Below are 17,380 nucleotides of genomic sequence, written 5' to 3'. Positions count from 1 at the left end.
CCTTATTTGTACTATACATATTTGTGTAGCTTTATAATAAAGATTGATCTTTTGTCGATATTTTTACTAAAGCATCCTTTAGTTGAATATGGAAATTTATTCCGAAATCGCGCCTGATTACGGAATAAATTTTAAGTGCCCTATTTTCGATTAGATATTACCCCAAACGTTGATGCTTTAATGTATGTTTGCCCTAGTAAAGACTCCAATTGCTCTGGTGTGCCAGTTACTACGGCCCCAATAATTTTTACATCACTTCTATCCAGGGTTCCATTTTCCCCTATTAAAGATTGATAAACTTGGTTTGTTTCCCACTGAAAGTTCTTCCTTCCTCGAAGATACTCAATGTTTGAAATAAAGGTGTCAACCCCGCTTGGAGAACGTCGTGCTTTTGGTTTTGATTGCTCTGATTGAAATCCATAAATGAACGGAGATTTAGCTCCAATAGTACCCTGACTTTGCTTCATAAAATTCAATCCTTCCCCTGTAAAGGTATCTACCCACCACCAATCTACTTGCACATTAGAAGGTAACTTGCTTTTAATGTCGTCAAAGCTATATGCATTATCAAAAGATATTGCTAGTTCTACTAAAGTATTTTCTTCCAATTGATTGAGTTCACTGATACTGTCTTTATAAACATCGTATGAAATCTTAGGATGATAAAAAAACATTTCTCTATCGCCAGTGTATTCATTAAAAGATTCAATTTGATTTGTTTCTGCTAGTGATTCTGAACCTTCTATTTGGATTGTGTCCGAAATGTAATTATGTGAAATAGTTCCGAATAGATTGTAATCACTTTCGAGAGGTTCCCAAATATAAGGTCTATTCTTATCTCCAAGTACCTTATATGTTGTTGCTTTTATTTTCCCTCCGAACAAATTATCATCAAACATCTGTTTGCTAATTTGAACATTTGGGGAACTAATTTGGTTATAGAACCAAATATCATCCATTACTTCCACGGCACTATTTAATGATAAATTCCTGAGATTGTACCATACTGCTACTAGAACAATTGGCGTAACGATAATCGATATTCCGATAATTTTTATCGTTGACCAAAATTTCGCCTTTCTCATTATTTTTTTCGTCTGTTTTTCATCAAATAAAAAATTATTTTGTTCTTTATTCATAATCAGTGTCCTCCTTAAATCGTTCAGTAAATTCTTCCCTAGCACGTCTGACATGCGTTTTTAGTGTGTTTTCATTCTTATTCATGAGGGCTGAAATTTCTTTGTACGATAATCCCAGCTCATATTTCAGGACTAATAATTCCTGATGCAAGGTGGATAGCGTTTCAAGCGTGTCTCGGATGTCCTGTAATTTTTCTTTTTTTAGGACCTGAATCTCAGGCATGTTAATCAATACTGTCAATTGAACTTCATCAAATTCGGTTGTTGGATGGCGCTTTTCTTTTCTCTTGAGATCATAAAACTGATTGGTGGCCACACGATATAACCAACTCATTACTTTGTCTGATTGAATTCCATTTTTATGTAATAAAAATTTATAACATGTATCTTGAACGATATCCTCTGCATCCTCATGGGTTAATCCACGTTTTCTCAAATAACGGTATAATATGGTTCCTACTTGCTGCAAAAATTCATTCATTGATTGCTTTGCCATGTCTGCCTCCCTTCTGCCCATACAACGCAGAACCTTAAGAAAAGTTTACATATTATAAAAAATTCCACAAATTTTATTGAAAAAGTATAAAAAAGGAAGCTAATAGTTTAATTGCCCTTTTGCAATTCCCTTAGGCTGACAGTAGAATTGCAATATTCCTCCCCAGAAACCACTTAGCCAATAAAACAGGACAAACTTTTCAACAATAGGGCGACACTTAACCTGTAATAAGGATCAGCGATTATTTCCAAACCTTTAAAGCTGTTATGAAATATATGGTATAATTTAGAATAAATTTATGTTGATATGAAATATCAAGGAGTGATTTTGTGAAAAAGCTACTTATCGTAACAAGTTATTTAGGATTTTTTATATTAGGAGGTTTGACCTTTACTATCCTCTCAACAACGGAAGCAGCAAGCAACATGATAAAGATCAGCGTAGTTCAAGATACTATCAATTACTATGTAGATAAGGTTAAAAAAGTACCGGTCGAAGGTCAATCTGGATTTATTTATCAAGGCACTACATACGTCCCAATGCGCTTTGTTGCTGAATCTTTGGGAGAACAAGTGACATGGGATGGAAAAACAAAATCGATTTATATTGGCGATGTTCCAAAATTCATCTCTTTAAAAGATGTAAAACCTATTGGCTATGATGAAGACCACTTATTCCATTATCCAAGTTCAATCGTTATTAGTACGGGGGAAAAGTTTGATCATTCATATCAAGTTGGTGGATATCATGGAGGAGGAGCTGTTCAAGATCATACAGTTGAATACTTATCTAATGGAAATTACAAAGGGTTCGAAACCTATTTAGCGCCGGTTAAAAAGTTAGTGGCTGGATCTTCTGGTATAGGATCCTTGAAAATTTATGCAGATGATGAATTGATTTATAATAGCGGATCAATAAAAGACAAGGTGAAGGTTAATGTTAATTTAGAAGGCGTTTCGAAAGTAAGATTTGAAATTTTAGGAAGTGGTTTAGGGATATTAGACCCTAGATTTATTCAATAAGTAAAGGAAAGTACCAATAGTGGTAGCAGTCTATAAATCTGTAATAAAAGCAATAAGGGATATTAAAAAATTCATACTTAGTTATAAAAACACTCCATTTTGATCACAATTCAAAATGGAGTGTTTCTATTTGTTATTAAATAAAGGTTGAAGAAATACTTTAATTCAGCTTTCACAACAATTGTCTTTGCAGCTACATAAATAGTATTACTTCAGGTTTGTGATAAAAAAATCCTTTTATCGCTCAATAATAAGCCTATTTTTCCTAATCAACACACCTATTATTACTTTAAAAAATTTAACGTATTTTTCGAAAACCTAAATAATTTTTTTATGAAAAAATAACCTATTAGCCCAATTTTATAGTAATATTACCTTATTTTTATCGTTTATTTATTGGAATCATAGTAATATTATTGTCTAGTAAAGCAAATTTTGATTGGGAAATATAATCATTATAAGTTTAGAAGATTGCTTTACATATAATTTTTTGTAGTAAATTTATTATTTGCGAAAACTTATTATACATATTTGCGAAAATTAATAGAGCAATAATATTGTTTTCACAGAATAGTATAATTTTATTAAAGTTCTGGAGGAATAACATAATGGCAAAGCAAAACAAAGGTCGTAAATTTTTCGCAACTACAGCTACAGCAGCTCTAGTAGCATCAGCAATCGTACCAGTAGCATCAGCTGCTGAATTTAAAGATGCAGATAGCATTTCATCTTGGGCAAAAGAAGCCGTACAGTTTTTAACTGACAAAGGTTTCATCCAAGGCGATGAAAAAGGAAACTTCAACCCAGCTGGTACGCTTACTCGTGCAGAAGCTGCTGAAATTTTATCAAAAGCATTGGATTTAAAACCTACAGGAACAGAAGATTTTTCTGATGTAAATGAAAATGACTGGTTCTATAACGCAGTGCTTGCAACTTCACCAGAATTATTTGACGGTATGGGCAATGGTAAATTTGAACCTAAAGCTCAATTAACAAGAGAACAAGCTGCTAAAGTTATCGTACAAGGTTACCAATTAACAGGTAAAGCTGATCTTAGTCAATTCTCAGATGCTTCTAAAGCTTCTAAATGGGCTGTATCTTACTTAGAAACAGCTGTAGAAAACGGCGTAATCAATGGTAAAGGTTCATTATTAGCACCACAAGATAAAATCAGCCGCGAAGAATTCGCTACTATGGTAAAACGTACTATCGATGCAGTTGAAGATGTAACACCAGCTGTAGCATCTGTAAAAGGACTTAATGCTAAGGAGCTTGAAGTGAAGTTCAACACAGCTGTTGATGCAAAAGATGCTGCAATGACAACAAAATACGCTATTGAAGGTGTAGCTGTCACTAGCGCAGTAGTATCTGAAGACGGACTGACTGTTACTTTAACGACTGATAAAGAGTTAAAATTAACTAATGGGAAAGTTACTGTAAAACCAATCAAAACTAAAGCAGATGCTAAAGTTCTAACTGAAGAGTTTATCAAACTGCTAACATTTGCAGACACAACTCCTGTTAGCGTTAATTCTGTAGAAGCAAAAGGCACTACAGCTATTATCACTTTCGATGAGCCTGTACAAAGTGAAGGAACAGTAAGCTTAAATGGTACTGAACTTTCTAAAGATCGATATACTTTATCTGGTAAAACATTAACAATCAAAGGCTTAACAGCTGAACAGACTTATAAAGTGGACATTGTTGGGGCTACTGACTTCGCAAACAATATCGCTAATCCTATTGCTGTTAACTTCACAGTTGCTAAAGCAGACGTTGATAGTTCAAAACCAACTGTTTCTACAGCAGTGAACGGTACAGAAATCACGTTTGATTTCTCAGAAGAATTAATGAAACAAAATCTTGATGGAAATGCTACTACTGAAGAGTATGCAAAAGTAACTGTTGGATCAACTGTTTTCTACTTAACAGATGCTGATACTAAAGATGTTTCTGATAAAACTGTATTCACTATCAATGCTAAAACTGCATTAGGTACAGCGACATTTATTAATACAAACATTAAAGTAGAAGGACAAAAAGATTTAGCTGGTAATGCTGGAGATGCATTTGAGTTCAATGCTATTCTAACTAAAGATACAACGCCTGCTACACTTGTATCTGCCTCAACTAAAATGTTAGTAGCTGATGATGTGAATTCTACTACAGACGTAGATGCTTTATACCTTACTTTTGATGAGCCTGTAAAAGTAGATGGAAATTTAACGCTTAAAACTCAAAATGGTGTTGTTTACACAGCTGGAAAAGTAACAGCGGTAAAAGCTGATGCTGGTTTCGACGTAGATGGAAACGGCAAAATTGAGGGTGCTGAGAAAAACACAGTGAAAGTTGACATTGATTTAGATAGCAATTCAACATATACATTTGAATTAGCTGCTGGAGCGGTTAAAGATTTATCTAAAAACGTTACTGCAGATACGATTACATTTAATGTTACAACTGGATCTTTCGAAACTACACCTGAAACTGTTACAGATTCATTAGTATTTGGAACTACACCTGTTGTGGTAACAGATAACAATGTATTTACTGTTGAGTATGCTGCAGATGTGACTGCAACAGCAACAACAGAAGCTAACTACACACTTGGAGGAAAAGAACTTCCTGCTGGAACTCAACTTCAGTTTGTAGATGGTAATAAAAAAGTAAGATTCACTTTACCTGAAGGTTCTATTACTGCTAATGGTAATTATGTACTTGAAGCTAAGAATGTAGTAGATACTAAAGGGAATACACTTAAAAATGGTAAAGCTACAACTCAAATAGCACTTAAAGAAAATATTGCCCCTGTAGCTTCTAAAGTAACTGTAGTAGATAGCAAAACATTTATCGTAGACTTCACTGAAAGTATTGCTGACCAAAATACACCAACAGGTTTAACAGTTAAGATTGCTGGTTCAACTGTAAAACTTACTTCTGCTGTTGCAGCTGGTGGTAACCTTACTGTGACAACTAAAGATCACTATGCTTTAACAGATAATATTGTAGTTGATTTCAAATCAACTAACCTAGTTGATGCGAATAACAATAAAGTTAAAGACGGTTCTGTTTCAAAATAATAAGTTTGCAATGTAAATCGTTCCAATTAGAAAAGCCTTGTGGAGATATCTCTACAAGGCTTTTATTTTTTTTAGAAACCGTATCAGGATTGATATACATATAAAATGGCCAAGCATTTTGTAGTTTTTCAGGTCGATACAAAATTGTAAACATTTTCACATTTAGTATAAAATAGATGGGTATTGTATGGTATAATTTCAAACAGTATTGATTCAAAAATAAGACCAAGGGAGAGAATAGAATATGTTGAAAAAGATAATGAAACGTACAAGTGCTGCGTTGCTTGGTGCTTCATTGATGCTGACAACGGTTGTGCCCGTGATCCATGCAGAGGAGCAATCACCTCCCCTAGTACCATCGATTAGTAATTGGGCGATTGAAACCTTAAACGAGGGTGAAAAATACGGAATTTACCCAACTGAATGGTATTATGAAGGCTTCCTTCAAGAGATCTCGGTGGACAAGGTAAATGAACTGCTGGCATTAACGGAAAAGAAAATTGCCTCACTGGGCTTAGCAGAAAATAAACAGTATAAGCCAGTGAAAGTGAAGAACGATAACACACGCGGTGATATTGTGAAGCGTTTGTATAATATCGTGGCGCGCTATGATTTACCTGTTGGCACAGATGCCATTAAATTTATGAAAGATCATAACATATTACAAGGTTCTTCAAACGGACTGCAGTTAGAGAAAAAGGCAACGACGCAACAGGCTGTTCTACTAGCTGTTCGATTCATTAAGAGTACATATGCGCTTGCAGAGCAAGGAGCAAAAGGGGTAGCCTGGGTAGTGGAGGATGAAGATACACGTGTGTATTTACTGGGGTCCATTCACTTAGGTACACCTGACTTATATCCATTTGATAAAAAACTAGTGTCAGCGTTCGATGAAGCGGATGCGCTGTTAGTAGAGGCAAATATTCTAGATACGAAAGGGCTTGAATACTATACAGAAAAAGCAATGTATACGGACGGCTTAACATTGAAAGATGCAGTTGCGCCAGAAACATATGCGAAGCTTGAGCAAGTCGCAGCGCTTTATGAGCTCCCAATGGAAGAACTGACATTGCAAAAGCCTTGGATGCTCTCTAGCACATTATCATTACTGGCGATGGATGATTCCTTTGGTATGACGCCACAAGATATGGCGATGCACGGTATTGATATGTACTTTTTATTGAATGCACATCTGCAGCAAAAGCCAGTGATTGAATTAGAAGGTACAAAAGCACAAGTTGATATGTTTGACGCGTTATCACCAGAAGCGCAGGAGCAGTCTTTAGTTGCTGTGTTGGATAACATAATCAATCCATCAGAAGAAAATCAATCCGAAATCCTGCAAGAGTGGTTTACAAGCTGGAAGCAGGGGGATGTTGAAACTTTTGCAAAAAGTTTCCAAGCAATGGAAGGAGAATCGTCAGAGTACAATGACATGCTATTTGGTTTACGTGATGAACAAATGGCAAAGAAAATCATGAATGTACTTGAAGAAAAAAAAGGTACGTACTTTGTTGTTGTTGGTTCAGGTCACTTCTTAATCGATAAAAACATTCGCTATCATTTGGAGAAAAATGGGTACAAGGTGAAGCCGTTTTATCAATAAAGAAAAATTCTTTACAAAGTGAATTCTCCGTAAAAGGTAGGCATAAACCTATCTTTTACGGGGAATTTTTTGCTTAAATATTCGTTAGTTACATAATTACAAAAAAAGTTGAATCAAATAAAAGTAATTAAATCTAAACAATCTTTATGGGTCTATATGGTTGTTTTTCAGCTTTGGAATGACAGTTTTCTTTATTAACAATTGAAGAAATGGTAATTTGTTTCAATAATCTAAATAATCAGATTGTCATTGCAACGTAAAAAAAATCGTGTTAGTATTAATAAAACGATTTACTAAAACGATTTACTAAAACGTTTTATTTGCGGAGGGGGATGAAAAAATTGAGAAATAAACGAATTGCAACGATAGGGGATGCAATGGTCGTTTTTAATCCATCTAAGACAGGTCCTCTACGATTCGTTCCTTCCTTTGAGCGAGCTGTGGGTGGTGCAGAATTAAATTTTGCAATAGGTGTTACACGTTTAGATATGGAAGCAAAATGGATTAGTTGTATTGGAGACGATGAGTTTGGCAAGTTAATTTATAACTTTGCGCGTGGTGAAGGGATTGATGTTTCGTATGTTTTACGAACACCCCATATTCCAACTTCTATTTACTTCAAAGAAATTCGAGAAGACGGTGCAGGTAAATCGTTTTATTACCGCAATCCATCACCTTTACTTGAGCTGACAGAAGATCGTATAGATGAGTCAGTGCTTGATGATGTGGACTTATTACATATTAGCGGAGTGTATTTAGCGGTATGTGAACATAACATTCAAGTTGCATTGAAATTGATTGCTTTAGCACAAGCAAAAAATATACCTATATCTTTTGATCCAAATTTACGTTTAAAACTATGGACTATAGAAGATGCCCGAGCGGTATATGAAAAAGTGTATCCATCTATCAATCTTCTTTTAACAGGACAGGATGAATTCGAACTTTTATTTGAAGGGCGTACAGTTAAAGACGTTCAAGAGAGTTATAAAATAGATGAAATTATTGTAAAAAAAGGTGAACAAGGCGCCACTGTTTATACAGCAACTGAACATTATGATCGAGAAGCTTTTTCCATTCGTGCGATTGATACAGTTGGAGCAGGGGATGCGTTTGATGCAGCTTATGTCTATAGCTATTTAAATGGTTACGATATCCCGGAACGTCTTCGTTTAGCCAATGGTGCGGGTGCACTGGTAGCAGCGATTAAAGGAGATAATGAAGGGCTCCCATTCTTGCAAGAATTAAGGCAATTTATCGGCGATGAAAAACTAATTGAGCGTTAGGAGTTGTCAGGAATGCAAAAAATCGAAATTTTGAAAGCGTTGTCAAATGCAAAAGTTGTAGCTGTTATTCGCGGAAGTTCATCTGAAGAAGCGACAGAAATTTCAAAAGGTGCAATTACAGGTGGCATTCGAGCAATTGAAATAACGTATACAACACCTTTTGTTGAAGAAACCTTTAAAGCATTACGCCATAGTGATGCAATAATTGGAGCCGGCACAGTTTTGGATGTTGAGACTGCGCGCCACGCGATTTTAAACGGTGCAAAGTTTGTTGTGAGTCCAAGCTACAACGCTGCGATTGCAAAGCTTTGCAATCGCTATAGCATACCATATTTACCAGGGTGTATGACTATTACTGAGATGGTAACAGCACTTGAAGGTGGAAGTGACATTATTAAATTATTCCCAGGAAATCAATTTGAACCAAACTTTATTAAAACCGTTAAAGGGCCTCTACCACATATCACAATTATGCCTACAGGCGGTGTTAGCTTAGCTAATATGAACGAATGGTTAGATGCAGGGGCAGTGGCAGTTGGGATTGGAAGTGATTTAAACAAAGCATTTGCAAAAGATGGTTATGCAGGTGTTGTTGAACGTGCAAAAGCGTATATTGAGAATCTATCAAACTAGGAGGTAATTAAGTATGAATATGACATTTAGAGAAGTATGGATGAAGAAAACTATCCAAGAAGATTCAAGTAACCTCTTAGAAAGCATAACAAAACTGGTGGTAAAATTTGTTCATAAAATCTATTGGCACTGATAAAAAACTATACTAGCTATTACAGGAGGAATAACTATGAACTATTTATCGAATGTTGCAAAAAATTATCCCGCATCGGCAATTAGACGTATGTTTGAATTAGCCAATCAATATGAAGATGTTATCAAACTAACTGTTGGAGAGCCAAATTTTGAAACACCAGATTATATAAAAGAAGCTGCAAAGATAGGAATAGACGAGAATCTTACCCATTACGTATCCAATGCAGGGACTGATGAACTACGTCAGGCGGTAGCCAAAAAATACACTATTGAATTTGGAGAAGAATATACACCTGATCAAGTTATGGTTGCTTTTGGAGGAATGGAAGCAATTATGTTAGCTTTAGTGGCAACTATCAATCCAGGTGATGAGGTTATTATTGCTGATCCTGCCTACCCTAATTACTTAGGACAAATTCTCATGCTTGGAGGCAAAGCAGTGCCTGTTCCTGTTTATGAAGAAAATGAATTTAAACTGAAAGCAGTGGACGTTGAAAAAGCTGTTACTTCAAAAACGAAAGCAATTATTTTAAATTCTCCAAGTAACCCATTAGGCTCTGTTTTGAATGAAAAAGATATTAGAGAGCTAGCAGAAGTTGTATTAAAACATAATTTAATCGTTATTTCTGATGAAGTGTATGAAAAGATCATTTACGATGATGAAGTGCATTTTAGTATGGCTCAAATTCCAGAAGTGAAAGAAAATGTTCTTATTATAAATAGTTTATCTAAAACTTATGCAATGACGGGTTGGAGAGTAGGATTTGTCATTGGTAATAAAGATATTATTTCTGTTATGCCAAAGATTCAAGAAGGAGTGGCTTCTTGTGTACCGCCTTTTATTCAAAAAGCAGCTGTGACAGCAATTAATGGTCCACAATCTGTTGTTGAAGAGATGGTGACCCATTATAAACGTCGACGTGGAATTTTAATAAATGGATTAAATGAGATTCCTGGTTTTTCCTGTATTAATTCAGCAGGCGCCTTTTATGCTTTCGCAAATATCAAAGAATTCAAAAAGCCATCTGAAGATTTCGCTATAGAACTTTTAAATGAAGCAAAGGTCGCTGTTACACCTGGATCAGCATTTGGAAAGATGGGTGAAGGATATTTACGTTTTTCTTTCGCCAATTCAGATGAGAATTTAATAGAAGCTATTAATCGAATTAAAAGCTATGTAAAAAAGAATTATTAATATTTATAACTTGAGAAACTTAATAAAATCAACTATACAAAGGGGGAAATTTAATGCAAGCGGTTGTTGATGCTATTAATTCTATTGTGTGGAGTTATGCTCTTATCGGATTAATTTTAGTAGTAGGGATTTATTTTACTTTTAGTACTAGATTTATACAAATTAGACATTTTAAAGAAATGATTAAAAGAACACTTGATCGAAGTGTATCAAAAAATAATGTATCTTCTTATCAGGCACTATTAATGTCCATTGCTGGACGTGTTGGTATTGGAAATATAGCCGGAGTTGCAACTGCTATTGGTTTAGGAGGCCCAGGAGCTATATTCTGGATGTGGGTTATGGCCTTTATTGGTATGGCTACTTCCTTTTTTGAAAGTACATTAGGACAAATTTTTAAGGAAAAGGTTGGAGATGAATTTCGTGGAGGTCCTGCCTACTATTTATCTAAAGGATTGGGGAAAAAATGGGTAGGTTCATTATTTGCAATTACTATTGCATTTGCTTATGGATTCCTATTAACTGGTATTCAGGCAAATGGAATAACAGCATCTTTTAGTACAGCATTTAACATTAAGCCTATTTTTACTGCAGTATTTGTTTGTATACTTGTATCAGCAGTTATCTTTGGTGGAGTTAAAAGGTTCGCCAAGTTTTCAGAAGTTGTCGTTCCTTTTATGGCACTTGCCTATATTTTAATAGCTTTAATTATTGTAGTTATGAATATTAGTCAATTACCCGACATTATTGCTTTAATTTTTTCTAGTGCTTTCGGTACTCAGGAAACATTTGGTGGCCTTATTGGTGCTGCGATTGCATGGGGAGTAAAACGTGGAATTTATTCAAATGAAGCAGGTCAAGGGACTGCGCCTCATGCTGCTTCAACAGCCGATGTTTCACATCCAATTAAACAAGGGTTAGTACAGGGAATGGGTGTGTTTATCGACACGGTCATTGTTTGTAGTGCAACTGCATTTATGATTTTGATAACAGGAAAATATAATGTTGAAAATACAGCTGGTGGTTATATAGTGAACCAGATAGGCAATGTTGAAATTGGAGTTGGCTACACTCAATTAGCAGTAGATTCTGTATTTCAGGGATTTGGTAATGTCTTTGTAGCTATTGCAGTATTTTTCTTTGCTGTTACTACATTACTGTTTATTGCATATGTTGCTGAAACAAATATCGTGTATATCTTTGGAGATAATGCAATGCACAAGAATGCATTACGAATCATTGTCATTTTATCTACTTTCTATGGGGGAATGGTGTCAGCTAATTTAATTTGGTCAATAGCTGATATAGGAGTTGGACTTATTACTTGGATTAATGTTATCGGAATTTTCCTTTTAAGAAAGCCAGTTTTAAGAGCTCTTAAAGATTATGAACAACAAAAAGCTTTAGGGGTTGATCCAGTCTTTAACCCAACTAAACTAGGGATAAAAAATGCAACATTTTGGGAAGATAGAAATAAGGAAATAAATCAAGATAAAAATTCAGATATATAATATACTAGAGCCAATAGCCTTCTTCAATCTAAACAGAAGAAGGCTATTTTTATAAAAGTTAATCATAAGTTTGAAATATTTGATACACTATTTCAAAAATAGAAGTTTAAATATAAGACTGTTACACACATCTTTGATTGTATTTTATTTCAATTTATACTATATTTTGATAAAGTACTGGTACCTAGTGAAATTGAACAGAAGCGTAGTGCAGAAACAATGGAAAAGGGCATTGATTTACCTGAACAAGTGTATAACTATTTGAATAGTTAATTTAACCAGTAAAATATGCTATGCTACATAATACCAAGAAGAGTTTTCATATTTATAGGTAGGAGATTGATTTTAGTGAAAAAAACAACAATTGCCGATGTTGCACAATATGCAAATGTTTCGAATAGTACTGTATCGCAATATTTGAATAAGCGATATGAATATATGAGTGCAGAGACTCGTAAGAAAATTGAAGAAGCTGTTGAAGCATTGCAATATCGTCCAAATTTAATGGCTCGTAGCTTAAAACAGAAATCTACCTTTACGATTGGCATTATTGTAGCGAATATTATCCATGACTTTTCAACAAAAATTATAAACGCACTGGAAGCAGAGTTTGATAAAGAAGGCTTCCATATGATTGTATGTAACTCAGCGGATAATCCTAAAAAAGAGAAGAAGCATATCGAAACTTTACTAGAAAAACAGGTAGATGGCTTAATAGTTTTTCCAACAGGAGAAAATAAAAATCTCTATATAAGGCTTCATCAACAAGCAATGCCAATCGTTTTTATCGACCGATTTATTGAGGGAGTAGATATTCCAGCTGTTTTGCTTGATAATTTTTCCGCAATGGATACGGCAGTGGAGACGTTTCTAAAACGACCATTAGCCATTATCACTACATCTTTAACCTTACCGATTACTCCTCGTGTCGAACGTTTAGAAGGATTTCGCCAAGCACTAAGAAATAGAAATCTGTTCATTGATGAGCGCTATATAAAAAATGGTGAGCCAGCTGAGATGGAAGAGATATTCAATCAATTATTTACATTGGAACAACCACCGAAGGGAATAATTGCGGCAAATGATCGAATTTTCCAAGAATTAATGATTTATATAAAAAAACGAAACTTGCACGTGCCTAATGATTTACAGGTGATAGCGGTTGATGATGTACCATATGCAAAATTTGTAACTCCTTCTATCACAACATTGAAACAACCCATCCTACCAATGGCTCAAAAATCGGCTTCACTTCTCTTAACCAAAATCAAAAAAGAACATCTATCCAATGAGCAAAAATTATATCGCTTTAAGCCGATATTAATTCAACGAGATTCGACTAACTAAAATGGCAATCCTCAAGCGGGGGTTGCTTTTTTGTTGTACCGTTAAAATGTATTTATCTTCTCCTTAGTAAAAATTAGTACACATATAAACACACAAACAAGCCAAACTAAATTCATGTCAAAATTTTAGGAGGCTAACATGGCTAATTCAAGACACTCGAAACCAGATGATAGATCCAATAACGTTGAACGAATCCGTGATATCGTTAAAAACACCGAAGAAAAACTTCATGAAGCGGAAATTAGTTTGGAATTTGCAGACCCTATGCAAAGTGAAATGATTAAAGAAAAAAATAAGCGACGTCAAAAGTCAATTGAAGGATTAAAAGAAGAAATGAAAGATGAAATGGCGGCACGTAAAAAAGGAGAAGTGTAGAATTGGAGACTTAGGAAGATGAACTAACTTATCTCCATCTTTCTAATGATAAAAAAGTGCTTGCCTACAAAAGCAGATGGTTTAGAAGTTCTATAATGGACCTCTACATTGCCATCTGCTTGTATTATGAGGTTGTAAATGACTTATTACATCCCATTTTAGAACATGGAATATCAACACAGGTGATTTAAAGCTAGTACCATTAAAGGAAGGGGGTAAGTATATGAAGATAAGATTAGCTAAATTAGATGATTTACAACAATTGTTGTATATATTGAATACCACTACTTTGGATTTACAACAAAAAGGAATACACCAATGGGATTATCCTTGGGATCACAAAAAAATTGCTAATCAAATAAAGAATAATTTCTGTTACGTTTTATTTTTAGATAAAAAAATAATTGGGACCTTTTGCATAAACGATATAGATAATATCAATGAGTTCTCTGTTGAAGTGAAAAGTAAATATCTATCTCAGATTGCTATATTACCTGAATTTCAAGGGAGGGATTTTGGTTCCTCAATAACGCAATTTGCTTGTTCTTTTGTAAAAGAGTTAAAAAAAACACTATATTTAGATTGTTGGGCTGGAAATGAAAAGTTAAAAGAGTTTTATTCAAGAAATGGTCTGGAATACATCGGGGACTTTCCAGAAGAAGACTATTACATTAGTATTTTTAAATATTGCTAAAAATATTACGAGGCTTAGTATGTCAGAAAAAATACATAATATATTTAGGCTAACATCTGATTTCCCATTTTTAAAATTAAATATCGATAAAATTTGAACCTCGCACTTTGATCAATGTTTCAAAATGCGTGGTTTCTTTATGATAGAAGCTTTCTCTTCTATTGTGGTTGTCTTAGTTTTGAATACGAAGTTCACAAAAAAGAATTCAATACCAATAAAGAATGACTTTACCAAAAAAGATGAACCTTTTTCAATAGTCATTTGTTTATAAAGTATAACGCATAGAAAGGAGGTGCCTTGGATTGACAGAGCGTGAATTATTCGATTCTTATAACAAGGATGTATACCGCACATGTTATTACATGCTACGAAACGCACAAGATGCGGAAGATCTCTGCCATGACGTATTTATCACCGTTTTTCGTCAGGATTGGCAAAGCGTTGAGCATACGCGTGCCTGGATCATGCGCATCGCAATGAACCATTGCTTAAACTTGCTAAAACGGAATCAGACTCAGCGTGATAAACAGGGTCAGGTTCAATGGCTTCATGAGCAGGCTACATTTTCAATTAAATCCGTAGACACGATTGTAGTAGAAAAAACAGCTCAGGAAGAATGGGAGGAACTACTGAAGCAACTACCAGACAAATTAATGGCAGTTGTTACCCTCCGCTATATCGGTGAGCTATCCATGGCAGAGATCGCTGAAACCCTGCAGATTCCTGTGGGAACAGTGAAGTCGAGACTCCATAAAGCATTGAAAATCATGCGCAAAAAGCTTGAACACAAAAACAACTTATGGTTGAAGGGAGAGAACCAATTTGGAACGCATTGAGAAAAAGCTTAAAAACCAAATGAAGGCATCAAATAATGTCGATTACCCTGACTTTGATCAGATGTGGAGCAGTATCCAGCAGGACGAGCTAAAGGTTGCTGGGGGTGAACCAGTTGTGCTCCGTCCTCGAAAAAGAAAGCGCTTTGCATTGGTTGCAGGGCTATCTGTAGCTTTGATGGCTACACCAGTTTATGCAGCTCTGAATTATGACTGGTCCAGCATGCTTTCGCATAGGGAAGGTATTCAGTCCGCGTTAGAGAAGGGCTTAGGCCAAACGATTGAGCAGTCCGTTACAAAGGAGGGTGTCACGTTAACCGTACATACGGCGTTTATAGACGAGAACAGAACCGTATTGCTGTATAGTTTGAAACCTGAAACACCCCAGGATGTAAATGATGTAGATTTTGAAGTGATCGGACTAAAAGATTCAAAGGGTAACTTTATCGAAGGCAATTATTGGGGTAAATGGAATGGAGAGATTGGTGAATTCCAGGGGTATTTTGAAACGGACTGGGTTGGCAAAGGGCAGACGACCGATGTTGAGTTTATAATGGAGAACATGCGATTGATCAACAATAAGAAGCAGTCCATCAGCTATAATCCTAATGACTCTACTACGCAAGTGTTCCCAATTCAAAAGGATGGGCTGGGTAGCGTGACCTTGCAGTCTTTTGAACAAGCTGAAGGTAAAGTTCTCCTAAAATCAGCCGTTACGCTTACGGATCCTGAATTGGAGAACAGATGGATCAATTTCGAGGCAATCAATAGTGCGGATAAATCTGTTAAAAAAGCGGAAAGTTCTTCTTTCGTAGACATGGGAGCAAACATGAGTCAAATATTCAAGTCTAACACCTTACGTGAAGAAGGAACTAAATTCCAGCTTTCTTATGATCACATACTAGAAACAAAAGAAAGTACTTGGAGCATAAATATGAATCTTTCCAAAAAACAGTTGGAAAATGGGTCATTTAAGCAAGTGCTAGATATCCCTATGGACAATGTGCCTGGCGGAACGAAAATCCACGAAATGAAGGTTACACCAACCCAAGTTCGTTTGAAAATTACTCAAGAAGACTACTACACTCTTCCTTTTAGAGAGTATCAACTAGATGTAGGTGGAACTCTGTTAAATGGGTATTTTATGGGTAAAGGACAAGAAGAACTACGCTTTGAAGTGGTAGGGCTAGATGCAGCTTCTCTGGCTAATCAGCCTATAACCCTCGTCGCGAAGCACCGTATCGATAGTTTTTACGGAGACGAGAACGACAAACCAATCCATTTGACTGACATATCAGAAAAACATCAAACTACAACGTCTAGCATTGCGGGGTATCCAGTCTCATGGACTTATTATTTGAAGGACAATAACCTCTATGTGGAAACCTTGAGCTCAGACCCGACGTTTGATGGAGTCGATCGAACTTATTATTTGGACGGTAAAGAACAGATCTTAGGGGAACCAGAATCTTATGATGAAAGTAATAAATCTATGGACGTTTATGAGAAATTCGACAAGAAAGAGCTAGATATTTACATTTATAGTTATGGAATCAATAAGCCAAATGAAGAGCTTCGTATTCCACTTAAGTCTGGAAAATGACCTGCATTAGTATTTCGGAAGTTCAAAGGTGATTTAAAAGAATTTGTATTTATTGAAAATCTAACTCCTGCTATAGATAGTCCTATTCATATAACTAAATGAAGTAACGTAAAAGCCCAATTTCTCTATATTAATTTGCAGAGAAGTTGGGCCTTTTAATTTAAGTAACAAGCTCTTTTAAATGCGAGTAGCTATAACGTCTTTTTGCTACTTGCTCAGTTTACAACTTTATTATCTCTTCACATCTGCTGTGCTTTGTAAAAAAGGTAGATAATTTGTATTAAAGCTTGATAAAAATCACTTCATTTAGCTATTCTTTGAGGTGGTTTTTTTTATGGATATTTGTGTTAAAATTAATGATTGTCTTGTGAATTATTTAATGAGCAATTATCAAGAAGTTTAATAAATAGCTTTTCTTTTTCATT

General features: G+C 35.2%; 14 protein-coding genes. 12 read left to right on the top strand and 2 right to left on the bottom strand.

What is annotated here, in order from left to right; genetic code table 11:
- Window positions 1-140 precede the first annotated feature (140 nt).
- Window positions 141-1,139, bottom strand: a complete 999-nt coding sequence (locus FJQ98_RS25125) for an anti sigma factor C-terminal domain-containing protein (RefSeq protein WP_053595496.1) — start codon at window positions 1,137-1,139, stop codon at window positions 141-143.
- Complete coding sequence (locus tag FJQ98_RS25120) at window positions 1,132-1,635, bottom strand: RNA polymerase sigma factor (RefSeq protein WP_053595497.1); 504 nt, start codon at window positions 1,633-1,635, stop codon at window positions 1,132-1,134. Before FJQ98_RS25120 ends, FJQ98_RS25125 begins: the two co-directional genes overlap by 8 nt.
- 329 nt (window positions 1,636-1,964) lie before the next feature.
- Here FJQ98_RS25120 and FJQ98_RS25115 point away from each other — a divergent pair, with 329 nt between their 5' ends.
- From FJQ98_RS25115 to FJQ98_RS25060, 12 genes are all read left to right on the top strand, one after another.
- Window positions 1,965-2,657, top strand: coding sequence for a stalk domain-containing protein (locus tag FJQ98_RS25115; RefSeq protein ID WP_053595498.1), 693 nt, complete (start codon window positions 1,965-1,967; stop codon window positions 2,655-2,657).
- Window positions 2,658-3,265: 608 nt separating this feature from the next.
- Window positions 3,266-5,737, top strand: a complete 2,472-nt coding sequence (locus FJQ98_RS25110; RefSeq protein ID WP_053595499.1) for an S-layer homology domain-containing protein — start codon at window positions 3,266-3,268, stop codon at window positions 5,735-5,737.
- 244 nt (window positions 5,738-5,981) lie between these two features.
- Window positions 5,982-7,343: a TraB/GumN family protein gene (locus FJQ98_RS25105; protein WP_082340170.1), complete on the top strand. Its 1,362-nt coding sequence runs from the start codon at window positions 5,982-5,984 to the stop codon at window positions 7,341-7,343.
- 341 nt (window positions 7,344-7,684) lie between these two features.
- Entirely contained in the window at window positions 7,685-8,629 is a 945-nt protein-coding gene (locus FJQ98_RS25100) for a sugar kinase (RefSeq protein WP_241774591.1), read from the top strand.
- Between the two features lie 12 nt (window positions 8,630-8,641).
- On the top strand, window positions 8,642-9,262 hold the full coding sequence (locus FJQ98_RS25095; protein ID WP_053595501.1) for a bifunctional 2-keto-4-hydroxyglutarate aldolase/2-keto-3-deoxy-6-phosphogluconate aldolase: 621 nt from the start codon (window positions 8,642-8,644) through the stop codon (window positions 9,260-9,262).
- Window positions 9,263-9,431: 169 nt separating this feature from the next.
- On the top strand, window positions 9,432-10,592 hold the full coding sequence (locus FJQ98_RS25090) for a pyridoxal phosphate-dependent aminotransferase (protein WP_053595502.1): 1,161 nt from the start codon (window positions 9,432-9,434) through the stop codon (window positions 10,590-10,592).
- 53 nt (window positions 10,593-10,645) lie between these two features.
- Entirely contained in the window at window positions 10,646-12,103 is a 1,458-nt protein-coding gene (locus FJQ98_RS25085) for an alanine/glycine:cation symporter family protein (RefSeq protein ID WP_053595503.1), read from the top strand.
- A 348-nt stretch (window positions 12,104-12,451) separates the two neighbouring features.
- The gene (locus FJQ98_RS25080) at window positions 12,452-13,450 is read left to right on the top strand and encodes a LacI family DNA-binding transcriptional regulator (RefSeq protein ID WP_053595504.1); all 999 of its coding nucleotides are present in this window, start codon (window positions 12,452-12,454) and stop codon (window positions 13,448-13,450) included.
- Window positions 13,451-13,588: 138 nt separating this feature from the next.
- The gene (tlp, locus tag FJQ98_RS25075; protein ID WP_053595505.1) at window positions 13,589-13,825 is read left to right on the top strand and encodes a small acid-soluble spore protein Tlp; all 237 of its coding nucleotides are present in this window, start codon (window positions 13,589-13,591) and stop codon (window positions 13,823-13,825) included.
- Window positions 13,826-14,048: 223 nt separating this feature from the next.
- Complete coding sequence (locus tag FJQ98_RS25070) at window positions 14,049-14,519, top strand: GNAT family N-acetyltransferase (RefSeq protein ID WP_053595506.1); 471 nt, start codon at window positions 14,049-14,051, stop codon at window positions 14,517-14,519.
- Window positions 14,520-14,821: 302 nt separating this feature from the next.
- Window positions 14,822-15,355: an RNA polymerase sigma factor gene (locus tag FJQ98_RS25065; RefSeq protein WP_053595507.1), complete on the top strand. Its 534-nt coding sequence runs from the start codon at window positions 14,822-14,824 to the stop codon at window positions 15,353-15,355.
- Window positions 15,342-16,955 carry a DUF4179 domain-containing protein gene (locus tag FJQ98_RS25060; protein WP_053595508.1) on the top strand — a complete coding sequence of 538 codons (1,614 nt, stop codon included), beginning with the start codon at window positions 15,342-15,344 and terminating at the stop codon, window positions 16,953-16,955. The genes FJQ98_RS25065 and FJQ98_RS25060 overlap by 14 nt, the downstream gene beginning before the upstream one ends.
- Window positions 16,956-17,380: the final 425 nt, after the last annotated feature.

This window comes from Lysinibacillus agricola (assembly GCF_016638705.1).
GTDB lineage: Bacteria > Bacillota > Bacilli > Bacillales_A > Planococcaceae > Lysinibacillus > Lysinibacillus agricola.
This window is presented reverse-complemented; position numbering and strand designations above follow the sequence as displayed.

Bases quoted from the DNA above. Each gene is read 5' to 3' on its own strand.
- FJQ98_RS25125 (WP_053595496.1), bottom strand. From the start codon at position 1,139: ATGAATAAAGAACAAAATAATTTTTTATTTGATGAAAAACAGACGAAA.
- FJQ98_RS25120 (WP_053595497.1), bottom strand. From the start codon at position 1,635: ATGGCAAAGCAATCAATGAATGAATTTTTGCAGCAAGTAGGAACCATA.
- FJQ98_RS25110 (WP_053595499.1), top strand. From the start codon at position 3,266: ATGGCAAAGCAAAACAAAGGTCGTAAATTTTTCGCAACTACAGCTACA.
- FJQ98_RS25105 (WP_082340170.1), top strand. From the start codon at position 5,982: ATGTTGAAAAAGATAATGAAACGTACAAGTGCTGCGTTGCTTGGTGCT.
- FJQ98_RS25095 (WP_053595501.1), top strand. From the start codon at position 8,642: ATGCAAAAAATCGAAATTTTGAAAGCGTTGTCAAATGCAAAAGTTGTA.
- FJQ98_RS25090 (WP_053595502.1), top strand. From the start codon at position 9,432: ATGAACTATTTATCGAATGTTGCAAAAAATTATCCCGCATCGGCAATT.
- FJQ98_RS25085 (WP_053595503.1), top strand. From the start codon at position 10,646: ATGCAAGCGGTTGTTGATGCTATTAATTCTATTGTGTGGAGTTATGCT.
- tlp (WP_053595505.1), top strand. From the start codon at position 13,589: ATGGCTAATTCAAGACACTCGAAACCAGATGATAGATCCAATAACGTT.
- FJQ98_RS25070 (WP_053595506.1), top strand. From the start codon at position 14,049: ATGAAGATAAGATTAGCTAAATTAGATGATTTACAACAATTGTTGTAT.